General features: G+C 46.5%; 11 protein-coding genes, 3 rRNA genes and 2 riboswitches. Of the genes, 7 read left to right on the top strand and 7 right to left on the bottom strand.

The window, feature by feature from the left end:
* Positions 1-276: 276 nt before the first annotated feature.
* From MKY77_RS02745 to MKY77_RS02715, 7 genes are all read left to right on the top strand, one after another.
* Positions 277-774: an Hsp20/alpha crystallin family protein gene (locus MKY77_RS02745; RefSeq protein WP_339148722.1), complete on the top strand. Its 498-nt coding sequence runs from the start codon at positions 277-279 to the stop codon at positions 772-774.
* 202 nt (positions 775-976) lie between these two features.
* Entirely contained in the window at positions 977-1,516 is a 540-nt protein-coding gene (gene sigY, locus MKY77_RS02740) for an RNA polymerase sigma factor SigY (RefSeq protein ID WP_339148720.1), read from the top strand.
* Entirely contained in the window at positions 1,509-1,844 is a 336-nt protein-coding gene (locus tag MKY77_RS02735; protein WP_339148719.1) for a YxlC family protein, read from the top strand. Before sigY ends, MKY77_RS02735 begins: the two co-directional genes overlap by 8 nt.
* Positions 1,841-2,062, top strand: coding sequence for a transcriptional regulator (locus MKY77_RS02730; protein ID WP_339148718.1), 222 nt, complete (start codon positions 1,841-1,843; stop codon positions 2,060-2,062). Before MKY77_RS02735 ends, MKY77_RS02730 begins: the two co-directional genes overlap by 4 nt.
* Positions 2,062-2,253 (top strand): PLD nuclease N-terminal domain-containing protein, encoded by a 192-nt coding sequence (locus tag MKY77_RS02725; protein ID WP_339148717.1) that lies wholly within the window; start codon positions 2,062-2,064, stop codon positions 2,251-2,253. The genes MKY77_RS02730 and MKY77_RS02725 overlap by 1 nt, the downstream gene beginning before the upstream one ends.
* A gap of 13 nt (positions 2,254-2,266) precedes the next feature.
* Positions 2,267-3,163, top strand: a complete 897-nt coding sequence (locus MKY77_RS02720; RefSeq protein ID WP_339148716.1) for an ABC transporter ATP-binding protein — start codon at positions 2,267-2,269, stop codon at positions 3,161-3,163.
* Positions 3,160-3,936 (top strand): ABC transporter permease subunit, encoded by a 777-nt coding sequence (locus MKY77_RS02715; RefSeq protein ID WP_339148715.1) that lies wholly within the window; start codon positions 3,160-3,162, stop codon positions 3,934-3,936. The genes MKY77_RS02720 and MKY77_RS02715 overlap by 4 nt, the downstream gene beginning before the upstream one ends.
* A 34-nt stretch (positions 3,937-3,970) precedes the next feature.
* On the opposite strand, the gene MKY77_RS02710 is transcribed toward MKY77_RS02715, so the two are convergent.
* The 7 genes from MKY77_RS02710 to MKY77_RS02680 all read right to left on the bottom strand — a co-directional run bounded on the left by MKY77_RS02710 (position 3,971) and on the right by MKY77_RS02680 (position 16,610).
* Positions 3,971-4,507: a topology modulation protein gene (locus MKY77_RS02710; RefSeq protein WP_339148713.1), complete on the bottom strand. Its 537-nt coding sequence runs from the start codon at positions 4,505-4,507 to the stop codon at positions 3,971-3,973.
* Between the two features lie 696 nt (positions 4,508-5,203).
* A 5S ribosomal RNA gene (gene rrf / locus MKY77_RS02705) occupies positions 5,204-5,320 on the bottom strand.
* Positions 5,321-5,439: 119 nt separating this feature from the next.
* Positions 5,440-8,371, bottom strand: a 23S ribosomal RNA gene (locus MKY77_RS02700).
* Positions 8,372-8,573: 202 nt separating this feature from the next.
* Positions 8,574-10,125 (bottom strand): 16S ribosomal RNA (locus tag MKY77_RS02695).
* Together the 16S, 23S and 5S rRNA genes form the textbook arrangement of a ribosomal RNA operon.
* 498 nt (positions 10,126-10,623) lie before the next feature.
* Positions 10,624-11,949 carry an NCS2 family permease gene (locus tag MKY77_RS02690; RefSeq protein ID WP_339148711.1) on the bottom strand — a complete coding sequence of 442 codons (1,326 nt, stop codon included), beginning with the start codon at positions 11,947-11,949 and terminating at the stop codon, positions 10,624-10,626.
* A gap of 129 nt (positions 11,950-12,078) precedes the next feature.
* Positions 12,079-12,180: riboswitch (purine riboswitch) on the bottom strand.
* A gap of 155 nt (positions 12,181-12,335) precedes the next feature.
* Positions 12,336-13,856 carry a glutamine-hydrolyzing GMP synthase gene (guaA, locus tag MKY77_RS02685; protein WP_339149935.1) on the bottom strand — a complete coding sequence of 507 codons (1,521 nt, stop codon included), beginning with the start codon at positions 13,854-13,856 and terminating at the stop codon, positions 12,336-12,338.
* Positions 13,857-14,254: 398 nt separating this feature from the next.
* Positions 14,255-14,356, bottom strand: a riboswitch (purine riboswitch).
* A gap of 40 nt (positions 14,357-14,396) precedes the next feature.
* A complete protein-coding gene (locus MKY77_RS02680; protein WP_339148709.1) occupies positions 14,397-16,610 on the bottom strand; it encodes a transglutaminase domain-containing protein in 2,214 nt (737 codons plus the stop codon).
* Positions 16,611-16,612 lie beyond the last annotated feature (2 nt).

Here is a 16,612-nt window from a genome sequence, read left to right as displayed (position 1 = left end):
GCAAGCAACAACACGGGTTTAAACGCCAGTCGTCACTTGCTAATGATTGTTCCCTCTGTGTTCTCGTTTAAAGTCCATGTATGGTTTTTTGACATGATTAAACACCTCCGCTTTAAAATATACCATGTTTTTCCTTGGTTGTGCTCCAGTGTTTTTCGACATAAAAAGGAGATACGGGTTTACTTTTGCCAGGCGTTAACTAGGCACTTCCCCACTAGTTTCTGCATATTCTAATGGCAAAGTGACATGCAAGCAGGAAAGGAAGCGTGATTGCCTATGATGCCTTTTAATCAGTTCAAGAATATGGGGGACTGGCGCAAACAGTGGGATCAGTTCTTTGGGGACGAATTCTGGAACGGATTTGAGCCATACTTTGAAAACATGCAAACTCAGACCAACCTCTATAAAAAAGAAAATGAATTGCTCTGTGTCATGTGCCTGCCAGGCCTCGTGAACCCAGATCAAGTGCAATTGTTCATTCGCCCGCAGCAACTTGAAGTAAAAGGCCAAATCAACCTCAATATCCAGGGCTACGAACTCATCGAAGAAGGCATCGCACAAGGTGACTTCCAACGCACCTTCGAACTGCCCTTCCCAGTCCGCGACGACAAAGTCGACGCCACCTACGAAAACGGCCTCCTCCTCATTCAACTCCACCGCCACATCACCAGCGACACCAAGCGGCAGATTTACGTGAGGGGTGGGATTAATAAAGAAAAAGGGGCAAATAAAGGGTCAGACCCCTCTAGGAATTTCAACATCGACGTCGAATAATATATAAGTTAGGCTATCGCTTAACCTTAAAGCCCCTTCTAAGAGGGGTTTTTTCATGTGGTTTTAAGGAAACTTAAGTGAAATGGGACCCCTACCCCACAAAAATAAAAAAATAAAAATAGAATGAACGCTTTATATTCTCACAGCGTCTTATGGTTGAACACAAGGAATTGCAAGAAACAAAAAGAAAGGAGGCATCGATTTGGAGCAAGAAGAAGACATTTATCTTATACAAGAGGCAATAACAGGCGACGACGATGCCTTCACGCAGCTATTTCAGAAGCACTATTCTTTCCTATATAAGTACTTACTCAAACTTACACTAAATGAAGAAACGAGCAGCGACCTCGCCCAAGAAACAATGATGAAATGCTACACCCATCTCTCCTCCTTCAAAGGAGAGGGGAAATTTTCCACCTGGATGATCTCGATCGCCTCTAGGCTCTACATCGACTCCATCCGGAAAAAAGAGCGCGAGAAGAAAAAGGCCCACCGACTCTTTCATGTCCTGTCGAGGCAGCTTTCTTTCCGCTCAAAATCAAACGGCATGGAGTGGAGTGATACGTTCTCAGACTTCAACCAGCTGCCACCAGAAACGAGGACACCCATTTTACTAAGGCATTATTACGGCTACACCTATGAGGAAATCGGCACCATGCTCGGCATCAGAACAGGAACGGTTAAATCCAGAGTCCACAATGGAATCAAAACGCTAAGAAAGGAGTGGGACCACGATGAGTAAACAAAATAATAGAGATAAAGACCTCTTAACTACGCTTCACAAAGACTGGAAGCAATTAGATGAGCTAGGGTCACCTCCTATCCCTACCGCTCAGCAAATGCAGGAACAACTTCATATGGCCAAAACAGCAAAGCGCAAAGCGTTCCAAAAAGAACTCGGCATGTTTGTCATCACCGCGCTCATCCTTTTAGCAGCGTTTACCACAGCCATGTTCCAAGCACCGATGCTGTTTATCGTCATACAAGTGTCAGCACTCGTCGTAGCACCGATCATCTTTTACACCTTGCATAAAAACAGAACCAAACAGGAAGGAAGCATCCTATCATGACACCGGAAAAACTGGACCAACTATACACCATTCTTCCGTGGCTCATCCCTATCCTGTTGACACAAAGCATCCTGCTGTTCATTGACGCGAAGAAAAAAGGCAGTTACGCATGGTTCTGGGGAATTTGGGGATTGATTCAATTTCCACTGCCTACCCTGTTCTATCTGATATTCGTGTTTTACCCCCATAATAAAAGGCAAAAAAGGAGAGGATTATAATGGAAAGCATCAACTGGTCACTAGCAGCCCCACTGATCGTCTTACAATTGATATTAGTTGTCACGGCCCTCATCAGCCTCATTCGTCAGGAAAATACCAACGGACCGAAATGGGTCTGGGCCCTCATCATTCTTTTCATCACCACCATCGGCCCGATTCTCTACTTCGTCATTGGCCGAAAAAACGACTAGGGAGCGACAAACAATGCTAATCGAAATCAGCAATTTAACAAAAACATTCAAGCAGCACCAAGCCGTCAAAAGCATTTCTTTTCAAATAGAAAAAGGAAGTTGTGTCGCGCTTCTCGGCCCGAACGGTGCCGGGAAGACGACCTCCCTGCAGATGCTTGCCGGACTTCTGACACCGACATCCGGAACGATCCGTTTCTTAGAAAGCAACGGAAAGGACTATCGTCACCAAATCGGATTCCTACCACAGCATCCTTCCTTTTTTTCCTGGATGACACCAAAGGAATATTTACAATTCGCCGGCAAACTTTCACATCTCCCCAAGGCACAACTTAAAGCCAAGATAGAGGAGACACTGGAATTCGTCAGTCTGACAGACGTAAAGAACAAACGCATAGGCGGTTTCTCTGGCGGTATGAAACAGCGTCTTGGCCTGGCTCAAGCCCTTTTGCACGACCCAGAGCTCCTGATTCTTGATGAACCCGTCTCCGCCCTCGATCCAGACGGCAGACGCGATGTCCTGAAAATTCTTACCCAGCTCAAAAATCGCATGACGATTCTTTTTTCCACCCATGTCCTACATGATGCCGAGCAGGTCTGCAATACCGTGATCATGCTAAAAAACGGCGAAATCAAATGGGACGGCAGCCTAGACTCCCTTAGGTCCGAGCATACAACTTCTACGGTAAAGATCAAGACGGAAGAGTCACTCACGGGACAGTTGGATGGCCTACCAAATATCGAATCCATCAACTATTTAGACAATCACACAGCTACTGTTCTAGTAGATGAAACGACCTTCCAAAGTAACGCTTTCGTAACTAGATTACTAGAAAAACAGCTTACCCTATCACACTATGAAAAGGTGCAAGATTCACTAGAAGACGCATATATGAAGGTGATGAACCAATGAAAAACTTTATAACACTGTTCGTAAAAGAAATGCAGGAAAGCATGCGTAACGGAAAGTGGATTTGGCTTCCTATCGTCATCATGATCATTGGCATATCCCAACCGATCACAAGCTACTATATGCCTCAAATTATTGAATCTGCAGGGAATCTACCGGAAGGGGCGGTCATCGAAATCCCAATTCCATCAGGAGAAGAGGTGCTTGCCGGAGTACTTGGACAATACGGCACGCTCGCCACACTACTGTTCGTGCTGGTCACCATGAGTGCAATCTCCATGGAACGCCAAAATGGCACACTCACACTCGTCATGGCCCGGCCTGTCCAGGCACTCCAATACATCCTAAGCAAATGGGCGGCACAGCTCGTCATCGCCCTAGTCTCTCTGCTACTAAGCTACCTTTTAACCTGGTACTATACCAATCTGCTTTTCAACAAAGTAGACTGGAAAATCATGCTTGCAAGCCTTGGCGTCTACAGCTTATGGGTTGTCTTGATCATCTCTGTCACTATTCTTGCCGGAACCTTGCTCCGTACATCAGGGGGCATTGCAGGTGTCAGTATCTCTTTCCTAGCGCTATTAACCGTATCAACCGGCCTCTTCACCAAATTCATGGAATGGAGCCCAGCAAAGCTTCGTGAACACGCCACCTCCATCCTCATGCAAGGAGAGCTACTAGAGAACGGCTTACTCGTCATTGCAGCTACACTCAGTCTTTCTCTACTGCTTGTACTATTAGCAATCTTCAATTTTAAAAGATTCGAACAGTTTTAAACTTGTAAAAAAAGAGTAGCAATCGGTCCTTCATTTAAGAAGCCGAGCTACTCTTTGATTGTTCTATCGCTTGTAAAAAATATTCTATGGCCGCTTTTCCCTTCAACCTCACAACCAACTTGTCTTCTTGATAAAAATCCAGCCTCTTCTTCATCGCTATTTTCCTTGCCCGATAAGTGGTGATAATAAACTTGATGAAAGCCCACTCCATCCTCTCCGTACATCCTCCACCCAGATCAGGACGCCTGTTCCCAAGGTTAGTTAACCATCTCTTTATCACACGATACAAACAAACCCGTAACGGTATCTCCAAATAAATGATGATATCCGCCTTTTCTGCCCTTATATCAAAAGTAGCCGTATAGTTCCCTTCCACAATCCAAGTGCTGTTTGTATGAATTATATCTTTCTGGGCGCTTGTAAACTCCTCCATACTCGCTTCCACCCAGCCTGGCTTCCAAAAGAACGCATCTAAGTGAAATACATCTATCTCTAATGCTTTTCCTAGCCTGGTGGCAAACGTGGACTTACCTGCTCCTGCCGATACCCCAATGACCATAATACGCTTCATGCATGGACTTCCTCCCTTTTTAGGTACGCTCTATATTTAGATAACTTAGTATAGAGGATTGGGACTGGAAAATCTAGAGAGAGATAAATGGCGGAGAGCTTTTTGGTGGAAAAATCTTTGGAGTGCCAAAGTGTTCTCATAAGGGCATTGGAAAAGACCTTTTAAGTTAGAAATTCGGTGCCAAAGTGTCTTCATGAAGGCGATGATGACAATCTCGATGGAAAATTTGCCGCCAGATTGTCTTTATAGCCTTGATTATGACAATCTCGATGGAAAATTCGCTTCCAGATTGTCTTTATAGCTCTGATGATGACAATCTCAACAGAAAATTCGCCTCCAGAGTGTCTTTATAGCCTTGATTATGACAATCTCAATGGAAAATTCACCTCCAGATTGTCTTTATAGCCCTAATAAAGACAATCTCGACGGAAAATTCACCTCCAGATTGTCTTTATAGCTCTGATGAAGTGATTAATCACTCTAAATCTTTGCTTTCAATCCAGCCAGCTTGGATATTATCAGTCAACTTTTCAGTGTTATCAACCAAGTCACATCATTTAAACTCCATTCGACAACAACTGATAAAATCCACTACCTCAAAATCACCTATACTCTCTCCCTCTCGCTCCTCCCCATACCCCAAAAAACACAAAAAAACCAGCGCCTAATTAAATAAGCACTGGTTTCCTTAAATTTGCCTGGCAACGTCCTACTCTCACAGGGGGAGATCCCCCAACTACCATCGGCGCTGAAGAGCTTAACTTCCGTGTTCGGTATGGGAACGGGTGTGACCTCTTCGCCATCATTACCAGACAAATAATATTATACAAAATTGATAAAGAAAATCAAGAAGTTTTTCAACTTTCTTGATCCTTCAAAACTAGATAATGTGTTCATATCAAGAATTCATATCGTTCACTTATTTCAATTGTTGGGTTAAGTCCTCGATCGATTAGTATTCGTCAGCTCCACATGTCGCCATGCTTCCACCTCGAACCTATCTACCTGATCATCTTTCAGGGATCTTACTTACCGAAGTAAAAGGAAATCTCATCTTGAGGGGGGCTTCATGCTTAGATGCTTTCAGCACTTATCCCGTCCGCACGTAGCTACCCAGCTATGCCTTTGGCAAGACAACTGGTACACCAGCGGTGCGTCCATCCCGGTCCTCTCGTACTAAGGACAGCTCCTCTCAAATTTCCTGCGCCCACGACGGATAGGGACCGAACTGTCTCACGACGTTCTGAACCCAGCTCGCGTACCGCTTTAATGGGCGAACAGCCCAACCCTTGGGACCGACTACAGCCCCAGGATGCGATGAGCCGACATCGAGGTGCCAAACCTCCCCGTCGATGTGGACTCTTGGGGGAGATAAGCCTGTTATCCCCGGGGTAGCTTTTATCCGTTGAGCGATGGCCCTTCCATGCGGAACCACCGGATCACTAAGCCCGACTTTCGTCCCTGCTCGACTTGTAGGTCTCGCAGTCAAGCTCCCTTGTGCCTTTACACTCTGCGAATGATTTCCAACCATTCTGAGGGAACCTTTGGGCGCCTCCGTTACTCTTTAGGAGGCGACCGCCCCAGTCAAACTGCCCACCTGACACTGTCTCCCAGCCCGATAAGGGCTGCGGGTTAGAATTTCAATACAGCCAGGGTAGTATCCCACCGACGCCTCCACCGAAGCTAGCGCTCCGGCTTCTCAGGCTCCTACCTATCCTGTACAAGCTGTACCAAAATTCAATATCAGGCTACAGTAAAGCTCCACGGGGTCTTTCCGTCCTGTCGCGGGTAACCTGCATCTTCACAGGTACTATAATTTCACCGAGTCTCTGGTTGAGACAGTGCCCAGATCGTTACGCCTTTCGTGCGGGTCGGAACTTACCCGACAAGGAATTTCGCTACCTTAGGACCGTTATAGTTACGGCCGCCGTTTACTGGGGCTTCGGTTCAAAGCTTCGCTTGCGCTAACCTCTCCCCTTAACCTTCCAGCACCGGGCAGGCGTCAGCCCCTATACTTCGCCTTACGGCTTCGCAGAGACCTGTGTTTTTGCTAAACAGTCGCCTGGGCCTATTCACTGCGGCTCTCTCGGGCTTTAACACCCTAACAGAGCACCCCTTCTCCCGAAGTTACGGGGTCATTTTGCCGAGTTCCTTAACCAGAGTTCTCTCGCTCACCTTAGGATTCTCTCCTCGCCTACCTGTGTCGGTTTGCGGTACGGGCACCATACTCCTCGCTAGAGGCTTTTCTTGGCAGTGTGAAATCAGGAACTTCGGTACTATATTTCCCTCGCTATCACAGCTCAGCCTTATCGAGAAGCGGATTTGCCTACTTCTCAGCCTTACTGCTTAGACGCGCATATCCAACAGCGCGCTTACCCTATCCTTCTGCGTCCCCCCATTGCTCAAACGGAGTGGAGGTGGTACAGGAATATCAACCTGTTATCCATCGCCTACGCCTTTCGGCCTCGGCTTAGGTCCCGACTAACCCTGAGCGGACGAGCCTTCCTCAGGAAACCTTAGGCATTCGGTGGAAGGGATTCTCACCCTTCTTTCGCTACTCATACCGGCATTCTCACTTCTAAGCGCTCCACCAGTCCTTACGGTCTAGCTTCAACGCCCTTAGAACGCTCTCCTACCACTGTTCGTAAGAACAGTCCGCAGCTTCGGTGATACGTTTAGCCCCGGTACATTTTCGGCGCAGAGTCACTCGACCAGTGAGCTATTACGCACTCTTTAAATGGTGGCTGCTTCTAAGCCAACATCCTGGTTGTCTAAGCAACTCCACATCCTTTTCCACTTAACGTATACTTGGGGACCTTAGCTGGCGGTCTGGGCTGTTTCCCTCTTGACTACGGATCTTATCACTCGCAGTCTGACTCCCATGGATAAGTCTTTGGCATTCGGAGTTTGACTGAATTCGGTAATCCGATGAGGACCCCTAGTCCAATCAGTGCTCTACCTCCAAGACTCTAACACATGAGGCTAGCCCTAAAGCTATTTCGGAGAGAACCAGCTATCTCCAGGTTCGATTGGCATTTCACCCCTACCCACACCTCATCCGCTCACTTTTCAACGTGAGTCGGTTCGGGCCTCCATTCAGTGTTACCTGAACTTCACCCTGGACATGGGTAGATCACCTGGTTTCGGGTCTACGACCACGTACTCATTCGCCCTATTCAGACTCGCTTTCGCTACGGCTCCGTCTCTTCGACTTAACCTTGCACGGGATCGTAACTCGCCGGTTCATTCTACAAAAGGCACGCTATCACCCATTAACGGGCTCTAACTACTTGTAGGCACACGGTTTCAGGATCTATTTCACTCCCCTTCCGGGGTGCTTTTCACCTTTCCCTCACGGTACTGGTTCACTATCGGTCACTAGGGAGTATTTAGCCTTGGGAGATGGTCCTCCCTGCTTCCGACGGGATTTCTCGTGTCCCGCCGTACTCAGGATCCACTCAGGAGGGAACGAAGTTTCAACTACAGGGTTTTTACCTTCTATGACGGACCTTTCCAGATCGCTTCATTTACCCCGTTCCTTTGTAACTCCATGTTGAGTGTCCTACAACCCCAAGAGGCAAGCCTCTTGGTTTGGGCTAATTCCGTTTCGCTCGCCGCTACTCAGGAAATCGCGTTTGCTTTCTCTTCCTCCGGGTACTAAGATGTTTCAGTTCCCCGGGTCTGCCTTCATTACCCTATGTATTCAGGTAAAGATACTGCTCCATTACGAGCAGTGGGTTTCCCCATTCGGAAATCTCCGGATCAAAGCTTACTTACAGCTCCCCGAAGCATATCGGTGTTAGTCCCGTCCTTCATCGGCTCCTAGTGCCAAGGCATCCACCGTGCGCCCTTAATAACTTAACCGTCGACCAAAATTGGTCATGTGTCGATATCAGCGATGATATCTATAAAGAAAATTACTAAGATGAACGATATTTTGTGAATATCTTGATATTAGTTACATTATCTAGTTTTCAAGGAACAACTATGACAATTCGTAAGAATTGCCTATTTAGAGAGAATGCTCTCTCAAAACTAAACAAAACAACAAGCGTACATTCCTTAGAAAGGAGGTGATCCAGCCGCACCTTCCGATACGGCTACCTTGTTACGACTTCACCCCAATCATCTGTCCCACCTTAGGCGGCTGGCTCCAAAAGGTTACCCCACCGACTTCGGGTGTTACAAACTCTCGTGGTGTGACGGGCGGTGTGTACAAGGCCCGGGAACGTATTCACCGCGGCATGCTGATCCGCGATTACTAGCGATTCCGGCTTCATGCAGGCGAGTTGCAGCCTGCAATCCGAACTGAGAACGGTTTTATGGGATTGGCTCGACCTCGCGGTTTTGCTGCCCTTTGTACCGTCCATTGTAGCACGTGTGTAGCCCAGGTCATAAGGGGCATGATGATTTGACGTCATCCCCACCTTCCTCCGGTTTGTCACCGGCAGTCACCTTAGAGTGCCCAACTGAATGCTGGCAACTAAGATCAAGGGTTGCGCTCGTTGCGGGACTTAACCCAACATCTCACGACACGAGCTGACGACAACCATGCACCACCTGTCACTCTGTCCCCCGAAGGGGAACGTCCTATCTCTAGGAGTGTCAGAGGATGTCAAGACCTGGTAAGGTTCTTCGCGTTGCTTCGAATTAAACCACATGCTCCACCGCTTGTGCGGGCCCCCGTCAATTCCTTTGAGTTTCAGTCTTGCGACCGTACTCCCCAGGCGGAGTGCTTAATGCGTTAGCTGCAGCACTAAAGGGCGGAAACCCTCTAACACTTAGCACTCATCGTTTACGGCGTGGACTACCAGGGTATCTAATCCTGTTTGCTCCCCACGCTTTCGCGCCTCAGTGTCAGTTACAGACCAGAAAGTCGCCTTCGCCACTGGTGTTCCTCCAAATCTCTACGCATTTCACCGCTACACTTGGAATTCCACTTTCCTCTTCTGCACTCAAGTCCCCCAGTTTCCAATGACCCTCCACGGTTGAGCCGTGGGCTTTCACATCAGACTTAAAGGACCACCTGCGCGCGCTTTACGCCCAATAATTCCGGACAACGCTTGCCACCTACGTATTACCGCGGCTGCTGGCACGTAGTTAGCCGTGGCTTTCTGGTTAGGTACCGTCAAGGTGCGAGCAGTTACTCTCGCACTTGTTCTTCCCTAACAACAGAGCTTTACGACCCGAAGGCCTTCATCGCTCACGCGGCGTTGCTCCATCAGACTTTCGTCCATTGTGGAAGATTCCCTACTGCTGCCTCCCGTAGGAGTCTGGGCCGTGTCTCAGTCCCAGTGTGGCCGATCACCCTCTCAGGTCGGCTACGCATCGTCGCCTTGGTGAGCCGTTACCTCACCAACTAGCTAATGCGCCGCGGGCCCATCTGTAAGTGATAGCCGAAACCATCTTTCAATAAAGAACCAGGAGGTTCCTTATATTATCCGGTATTAGCTCCGGTTTCCCGAAGTTATCCCAGTCTTACAGGCAGGTTGCCCACGTGTTACTCACCCGTCCGCCGCTGACCTTTCAAAAGCAAGCTTTTAAAAGGTCCGCTCGACTTGCATGTATTAGGCACGCCGCCAGCGTTCGTCCTGAGCCAGGATCAAACTCTCCAATAAAGAGTCTGAGCTTTTGCTCAAAATTTGCTAGCTTGTGTTACTTAAATCATTTTGTTAATCCCGTAGGATTAACGTTATGACGCTGTTGTTTTGTTTAGTTTTCAAAGATCATTTTCCGTCGCTCCGTGGCGACTTAATTACTATATCATGTTGTGTGTTTTTCGTCAACATGTTTTTTTGAGTTTTTGTTGCAAGCGTTACGGCCAATTAACAATCCGTGTTTCGCAGCAACGAATAATAATATACCATGCCATCATAAATAAGGTCAACTACTTTTTTAATATAATTTTAAATTACTATCTTAAGAGTGAATTCCTTCTATATAATCCCCCCCTTCTTCCATTATACAAATGAATCGCTATGCTCGAATCCATTCTTATCTTTATCTTTTATTATCTACTTGTTATTCCTGTACCACCTCTACATTCGATTAAACATTTTCAACAAGAAAAAACCCCTGCCATTTTATAGCAGGGATTTTAAAAAACTTCTATTAATCTATTCAATCAAGAAAACAAAATACAGAATGAAGATGACGAACAACGCATACATGATTGGATGAATTTCTTTTGCTCTCCCTTTCATGATCATCGTGATTGGGTAGAAGATGAATCCTACCGCGATGCCTGTTGCGATGCTGTAAGTCAACGGCATTGCAATAACTGTCAAGAAAGCAGGCACTGCGATTTCGAATTTGTTCCAATCAATTTTACCTAATGCGGATACCATCAGCACACCTACAATGATTAGGGCTGGTGCGGTAACCGGTTCTGTGATGACCGATAACAACGGAAAGAATACCAGTGACAGTATGAATAATCCAGCTGTTACAACGGATGTAAAACCTGTTCTTCCTCCAGCAGCTACACCGGAAGATGATTCAATGTAACTAGTGGTAGTGGAAGTTCCAAGTGTCGCTCCCGCCACTGTTGCTGCAGAGTCTGCAAATAGAGCTTTGTTTGCACGTGGAAGCTTGTTGTCTTTCATGAAGCCCGCTTGGTTCGCTACAGCAACAAGTGTTCCTGCTGTGTCAAAGAAGTCTACGAATAAGAATGTAAGGATTACGACTAGCATTTGGATTGTGAAGATATCTCCTAGACTAGCAAATGCCGCTCCAAAAGTTGGCTCTAGACTTGGTACAGCCCCCACTACTTTCGAAGGTGTATCAATAAGGCCGAACAGCATACCAACCACTGCGGTAATGACAATCCCGAAGAAGATACCGCCTTTTAAGCCTCTAACCATTAGAATGACAGTGATTACTAAACCGAAAATTGCCAGTAATGTATTACCGTTTGTCAAATCTCCAAGCGCTACAAGTACTACTTCGTCCCCGACGATGACGCCGGCATTTTGAAAACCGATGAAAGTGATGAAAAGTCCGATACCTGCTCCAACGGCATATTTAAGTTCAGCCGGGATGGCGTTGATGATTTTTTCACGAATGCCGAATAGTGTTAAGAAGATAAAGATGATACCAGAAACCAATACCCCTGCTAGAGCCGTTTGCCATGGGATGCCCATGCCAAGAACTACAGAATAAGCGAAGAAGGCGTTAAGTCCCATACCCGGCGCAAGTGCGATTGGGTATTTTGCATAGAGGCCCATGATCAAACAGCCAATTGCTGCTGATAATGCTGTTGCAGTAAAGATCGCGCCTTGGTCCATGCGAAGCGCATCAGGGTAATCCCCAACACTAGCCAAGGAAAGCATTAGCGGATTTACGACTAGTATATAAGCCATTGCCAGGAATGTCGTTAGTCCCGCGATGGATTCTGTTTTATAGCTTGTACCATGTTTGTCAAACTCAAAATAATTCTTCATGCCAAAATCCTCCTCAAGATAATTCGTACAAACAAGAAAACGCCCCTGGCATAAACCAGGAGCGTGAACCATTAACTTCCGAGGATAGGAAAAGGCGAGAACATCCAACTGAACACAGATGAATATATCACGTAGTTCCTATTACCTCGTAGTCAAGCCGTTTACGGTAGCCTGGTAGAAACTTTTGGGCCATATTCCCAAATTTATACGAGATTTGAACTATATAATTAAGATAATTTCTGTTCTTATCTTACCAAGCCCTCCTGCTTTCGTCAACAATAAAAACGAACATTCGACAATTATTTTTCTTCCAATGTTCGCCTTTTAGTAAAAAGAGCTGACTGGAAGCACTCCAGTCAGCTCTAAACTTTAAACTTAACGCTATTCTATTCCCACTCAATCGTTGCAGGTGGCTTGGAAGTAATGTCATACACGACGCGGTTGATGTGGTCCACTTCGTTTACGATACGAGTGGAGATCACTTCAAGGACATCCCATGGGATACGCGCCCAGTCGGACGTCATTCCGTCGATGGATGTAACGGCACGGATACCAATTGTGTAATCGTATGTGCGTTGGTCTCCCATTACCCCTACACTGCGGATGTCAGGAAGTACGGTGAAGTATTGCCAGATGTCACGGTCAAGTCCCGCTTTCTTGATCTCTTCACGTAGGATGTGATCAGACTCGCGAACGATCTCCAGTTTCTCATCAGAGATCTCGCCAAGTACGCGAATACCAAGACCCGGACCTGGGAACGGTTGACGCCAAACGATTTCGTCCGGAATACCTAGCTCTGTACCTAATGCACGAACCTCATCCTTGAACAATGTGTTCAACGGCTCGATTAGTTGGAACTGCATGTCTTCTGGAAGTCCGCCCACGTTGTGGTGGGATTTGATCGTTTGTGCAGTTGCGGTACCGCTCTCGATGATATCTGTGTAAAGGGTACCTTGTGCAAGGTAGTCGATCCCTTCAAGCTTGGAAGCCTCGTCATCAAACACATAGATGAATTCGTTTCCGATGATTTTGCGTTTAAGTTCAGGGTCGGATACACCTTTTAGTTTGTTTAAGAAACGATCTTTCGCGTCCACTTTGATGACATTCATGTGGAAGCCTTCACTGAATGTTTTCATGACCGCATCTGCTTCATTTTTACGAAGCAAGCCGTGGTCTACGAAAATACATGTCAGTTGGTCGCCGATTGCTTTGTGGATCAGAACTGCTACAACAGAAGAGTCCACTCCGCCACTTAGTGCGCAAAGTACTTTTTTGTCGCCGACAACGTCACGGATCTTTTGCATTTCGATTTCAAGGAAGTTCTCGATTGTCCAGCTATCAGTACAACCGCAAACGTTATAAACGAAGTTTCTTAACAGGTCGTTTCCGTATACAGAATGACGTACTTCTGGATGGAATTGTACGCCGTACATTTTCTTTTCTTCATTGCTGATACCAGCGATTGGACATGCAGGGCTTGTCAGATCCACCGCAAAATCAGAAGGTTCTTTAACAACTAAGTCACCATGGCTCATCCACACGACTTGTTGTTCTGGGATATCTTGATATACCGTAGATTGGTTGGAAACAGTAGCAAGCGCTTTTCCATATTCGCGGTGGCTTGCCTTTTCCACTATTCCACCAAAGTGCATCGTCATTAATTGCATTCCATAGCAAATACCCAGGACAGGAATGCCAAGTTCGAAGATTTCTTCGTCACAACGGAAGGAATTTTCCCCGTATACGCTGTTCGGTCCGCCGGAAAGGATGATGCCTTTCGGGTTCATCTTTTTGATTTCTTCTGCTGTAATCGTATGTGGATGAAGTTCACTATAGACTCCGAACTCACGGATACGACGAGTAATTAATTGGTTATATTGACTGCCGAAGTCGAGGACCACGACCATTTGTTGGATACCTTCCACCCGAATTCACCTCATAGATATAATTTATTTTCGGAGCATATCGTCCCGTTTATTTTGACCTATAAAAGGAAATATATGCCTTTTGACACCATGTATTTTAAAAAGTATAGTCCGTTATGCACCACTGTTGATTTCCGCGCTCTACTTCGCTTTCCGCGGTGCGCTCGGTGAGCCTCCTCAACTTCCGCTTGCGGGTTCTCATCAAAGCGCTACCTCCCACTGGAGTCTCTGCCTTGTGCTCCAATCAACAGCTAGGAACATAATCTCAACAAAAATACCCTTAAAACACAAAAAAACTAGAATCTTCCCCTCATATATACATAAGAAGGCAGAATTCTAGTTTACGAGAGGGCGCTTGAAGGATTGATGGCGCCCTGCCATGTAAAAAGAACTGCCTTCATAGTCGGGTAGTTGACGGCAACCCGGTAGAGACTCTCGAACCATATTATCGAGGATATATGAAGCCAATAATTAGATTACTTGATTTAATTGTCCTTATTCTATCAACCAAGTCAGGACAGGTCAAGATGATGTCTTTTTAATTAAATTTTCCCATAATTCCACCGATTTCTCCCATTCTTGTTCGGAGGAATCGCCACGGTAGAGGACACGCTCGTAATTGGCTGTAAGCACTCCCATCTCACTTGTGCTGTAATAGTCATCAATATACTTGGCATATTCTCTTAATGTTTGCCCGTCTTTCCGGGTGTGACCGACTGCATGCAGCTGTCTCAGCAAAGCAGGATAGGCCTTGTTGAAGGTCCCTTCCTCCCGTTTGCCTTTGTAGCGTAAGATATACACGTATGGAATCCACTTATTACGGCCGAAGAACAGTACCAAACCTATTGTCAAAAATACAACAACAAACAAGAGCGCAGGCTTCCATGACACAGAGAAATTCAACGGTCCACCACCATCTGAAACGGATGCACCAGCTGTCTCCTCGTCTTGCCCCGGATCAAGCTCTGGTCTATCCATCTCTTCGGTTTCCGGTCTATCTGGTTGTTCCATGTTATCGTCTTCGCCATTTTCCCCTGTATTTTCTTCAGCAGACTGGTACACAAAACGGTATGGGTTGGAGAAGCCGCTTGTTGGTTCATATGTCACCCATCCGACTTCCGGATAGTATACTTCCACCCAGGAATGGGCGTTATTGTTGGTCACTTCGAAAATCCGAGTTGAAAGATCGGTAACATCGACAAAATCCCCCTGCGTGTACCCTTTTACCCAGCGTGCCGGAATATCCACCGCACGCAGCAGAGCGACCATGGAGGTGGAGAAGTTGTCACAATATCCCTGCATCGTCTCAAATAAGAATTGATCTACATAATCTTGATTTCCGGTCGGAACGGCCACATCTGTTGTTTCATATACAAAATCATTGTTCCGGAAGTAACGTTCTACCGCATTGACCTTGTCAAATCGGCTTGGGAAGGATGCGGTGATTTCCTCAGCCAGCTCCACCACTCTATCTGGCAAGGAATCGGGCAATTGCGTGTAACGCTCGATAAACTCCTCATCACTTTCCTCACCTGTGCCAGGTTCCGCGCCTTTCAACGCTTCTATATAGTATCTTGGGAACTCATAGTTCACCTGGTATTCTTCCAACTCCAGTGGTTCGCCGTCGCCGTCCACTGTTGTGATTTTTTCTGTACTATCATTTAGCCTGTAAAAAGCATCTTCTGCCTGTATTTCTTTCAGGCCTAGCGGGTAATTGATATGCGGGTAGGTTTTTTCCATCGTCAGTGTTGCAGTTAACGCGTCGGTTTCTACCGCATCGCTCATCCAGGAAACTTGGTCATTCATTCCCTGGGCGAGTTCCACCCTATTTCCATCGGTGGAATCCCAGCCTTTCCCGGTATAAATGTCTTTCGTTTCAACGCGCCAATAATGTGTACGCGTTAGCTCTGCCTGAAACACGACGCTGTCATCCGGGACAAATGGTCCACCAAGGCGGGAATCATTTTCTCCGTAGCCGATCTTGCGCACACCATTCCCGACACCAGGGCCATCCCCGTTTCCGAAGCTTGTCAGGAACGGTACTGGATCAGGCCAGATCGGTGCCGCTTTTGGTGATAGATAACCCGCTGTCGCTGATAACAGGATGAATAGGATCAATGGGATCCCCCATCCAAACAGGAGCTTACTGTTTCGATAGATGCCTTCCCGTTCCTTCAATCGTTCTAAATGGACAAATCCAACAATGCCGAGTCCCACAATGATCAAGCGGACGATGGCCCCGTCCCCTTGATATGGGGTGAAGGTATCCAGGATGGCAACGTATGTGATGGTGAAAATGACAAATAAAAGCATCTGCTTGCGGTACAGGATCCAATAAATTACAAGGTAGCTCACAAGCCATAACAGGATGAACAGAAGGATGCTCCTGAACAAACCGGTCATCGCCATCCAATCTGCCGCCCATATAATGTTGGCATTATACTTCAAATCATGCCAAAGGTAACCAAACCAGCTTTTGCTCAAAAATCTGCCGTCCATATAAATGATATGAATAAAGTAAAACATGAACCCTAGATGAACAAAAAAGCTCAATAAAGGGATGATTTGCAAAAAGGAAAGGGCAAATGACAGGAGCAAGAATACGACAAATATATAGAGATTAGCAGTATCGGTGACATCCTTTAAGGGAAGAATCCACTCCAACAGAAGAATAAAACCGAATACATGCATCAGAAAAGCATAACCATTGCGCTGATAAGGGTTTGACTTCGCCATGA

This window comes from Sutcliffiella sp. FSL R7-0096 (genome assembly GCF_038595065.1).
Classification (GTDB): Bacteria; Bacillota; Bacilli; order Bacillales; family Bacillaceae_I; genus Sutcliffiella_A.
This window is presented reverse-complemented; position numbering and strand designations above follow the sequence as displayed.

Bases quoted from the DNA above. Each gene is read 5' to 3' on its own strand.
- MKY77_RS02710 (WP_339148713.1), bottom strand. From the start codon at position 4,507: ATGAAGCGTATTATGGTCATTGGGGTATCGGCAGGAGCAGGTAAGTCC.
- MKY77_RS02725 (WP_339148717.1), top strand. From the start codon at position 2,062: ATGGAAAGCATCAACTGGTCACTAGCAGCCCCACTGATCGTCTTACAA.
- MKY77_RS02680 (WP_339148709.1), bottom strand. From the start codon at position 16,610: ATGGCGAAGTCAAACCCTTATCAGCGCAATGGTTATGCTTTTCTGATG.
- MKY77_RS02745 (WP_339148722.1), top strand. From the start codon at position 277: ATGATGCCTTTTAATCAGTTCAAGAATATGGGGGACTGGCGCAAACAG.
- MKY77_RS02730 (WP_339148718.1), top strand. From the start codon at position 1,841: ATGACACCGGAAAAACTGGACCAACTATACACCATTCTTCCGTGGCTC.
- MKY77_RS02690 (WP_339148711.1), bottom strand. From the start codon at position 11,949: ATGAAGAATTATTTTGAGTTTGACAAACATGGTACAAGCTATAAAACA.
- MKY77_RS02735 (WP_339148719.1), top strand. From the start codon at position 1,509: ATGAGTAAACAAAATAATAGAGATAAAGACCTCTTAACTACGCTTCAC.
- guaA (WP_339149935.1), bottom strand. From the start codon at position 13,856: ATGGTCGTGGTCCTCGACTTCGGCAGTCAATATAACCAATTAATTACT.
- MKY77_RS02715 (WP_339148715.1), top strand. From the start codon at position 3,160: ATGAAAAACTTTATAACACTGTTCGTAAAAGAAATGCAGGAAAGCATG.
- MKY77_RS02720 (WP_339148716.1), top strand. From the start codon at position 2,267: ATGCTAATCGAAATCAGCAATTTAACAAAAACATTCAAGCAGCACCAA.